Consider the following 1,143-nt stretch of genomic DNA (forward strand, 5'->3'; position numbering starts at 1 on the left):
CGACGAGCTACCGGGCTGCTCCACCCCGCGTCAGTAATCAAAATCAAACAGCGACAATAAATAGTATACGATATAACCTGGTGTTAAGTCAAGAAGCCGTCAGTCAATTTTTTTCAGGGCAGAAACCGGACTCCATATTTTCCTCTGCGTGAACGGTAAATTTCAACAAATCGCGGATCATGGTAGCCGTAAATCCAGCCGTCCTGCTCGAGCCGCTTGGCCAGACAGCCCGCTTGAAATTTTGTTCTGAACAACCTTGCAAAATATACCCAGTTCATGCTGCAATCTTCTCCCTTATATAATAATCAAGCCCGTCTTCTCCGTTAGCTTGCCCATATTTACAAAAAACTTGCGGCATCCGGATGATTGATCCAAACGCCATAAAAAAACAAAAACCGCCCGGGTATCGGACGGTTTCTTTCACATCAATCAGTTTCCGAAAGAAGACGGGTCGCGTCTCCACGACTGAAGCAGTTCAACATCGCTAGCCACAATTTTGCCTTGACCCAGCGCGACATCGATCAGGGTGCTGTAGTTGGACAGACTTTGCAGCGGGATGCCCGCTTCCTTGAATGCGCCTGTCGCCCGGTCCAGTTCATAGCTGAAAATCGCCAGCACCGCGAGCGGCTCTGCTCCAGCTTCCTTCACGGCCTGCGCAGCCTTGATCGAGCTGCCTCCGGTTGAAATCAGGTCTTCAATGACGATAACCTTCTGGCCGGGCGCAACGATTCCTTCAATTTGGTTCTGTTTGCCGTGTCCTTTCGCTTTGTCGCGGATGTAGGCCATCGGCAGATTCAGCTTGTCGGCGACCCAGGCCGCATGCGGAATGCCGGCGGTTGCCGTTCCGGCGATGACTTCGGTGCCGGGATATTCGGCGGCAATCAGCTCCGCGAACGCGTCGGCAATATAGCTGCGAATTTCCGGATACGACAAGGTAAGCCGGTTATCGCAGTAGATCGGGGATTTGATGCCGGATGTCCAGGTAAACGGCTCCTGCGGACGCAGCGCGACCGCCTCGATCTTCAACAGGTACGATGCTATTTGTTCACTTCTGTTCAGCAATGGGCTCACGCCTTGATCATCTCCTCAATAATTTGCTCGGCTGCCTGACGCGGGTCAGGAGCCGCCGTTATAGGCCGTCCT

Annotated in this window: 2 protein-coding genes; both read right to left on the reverse strand. The window is 52.8% G+C overall.

Features of this window, described 5'->3' with window-relative positions; translation table 11 throughout:
- Positions 1–113: 113 nt before the first annotated feature.
- Positions 114–278, reverse strand: a complete 165-nt coding sequence (locus L692_RS32885) for a hypothetical protein (protein ID WP_175491879.1) — start codon at positions 276–278, stop codon at positions 114–116.
- Between the two features lie 151 nt (positions 279–429).
- A complete protein-coding gene (gene pyrE, locus L692_RS0116825) occupies positions 430–1,071 on the reverse strand; it encodes an orotate phosphoribosyltransferase (RefSeq protein WP_025701281.1) in 642 nt (213 codons plus the stop codon).
- Positions 1,072–1,143 lie beyond the last annotated feature (72 nt).

The sequence above is a fragment of the Paenibacillus forsythiae T98 genome, from assembly GCF_000520735.1.
In the GTDB taxonomy this organism is placed as follows: Bacteria; Bacillota; Bacilli; order Paenibacillales; family Paenibacillaceae; genus Paenibacillus_AQ; species Paenibacillus_AQ forsythiae.

Coding starts and splice junctions, on each gene's coding strand:
- L692_RS32885 (WP_175491879.1), bottom strand. CDS start 278: ATGAACTGGGTATATTTTGCAAGGTTGTTCAGAACAAAATTTCAAGCG.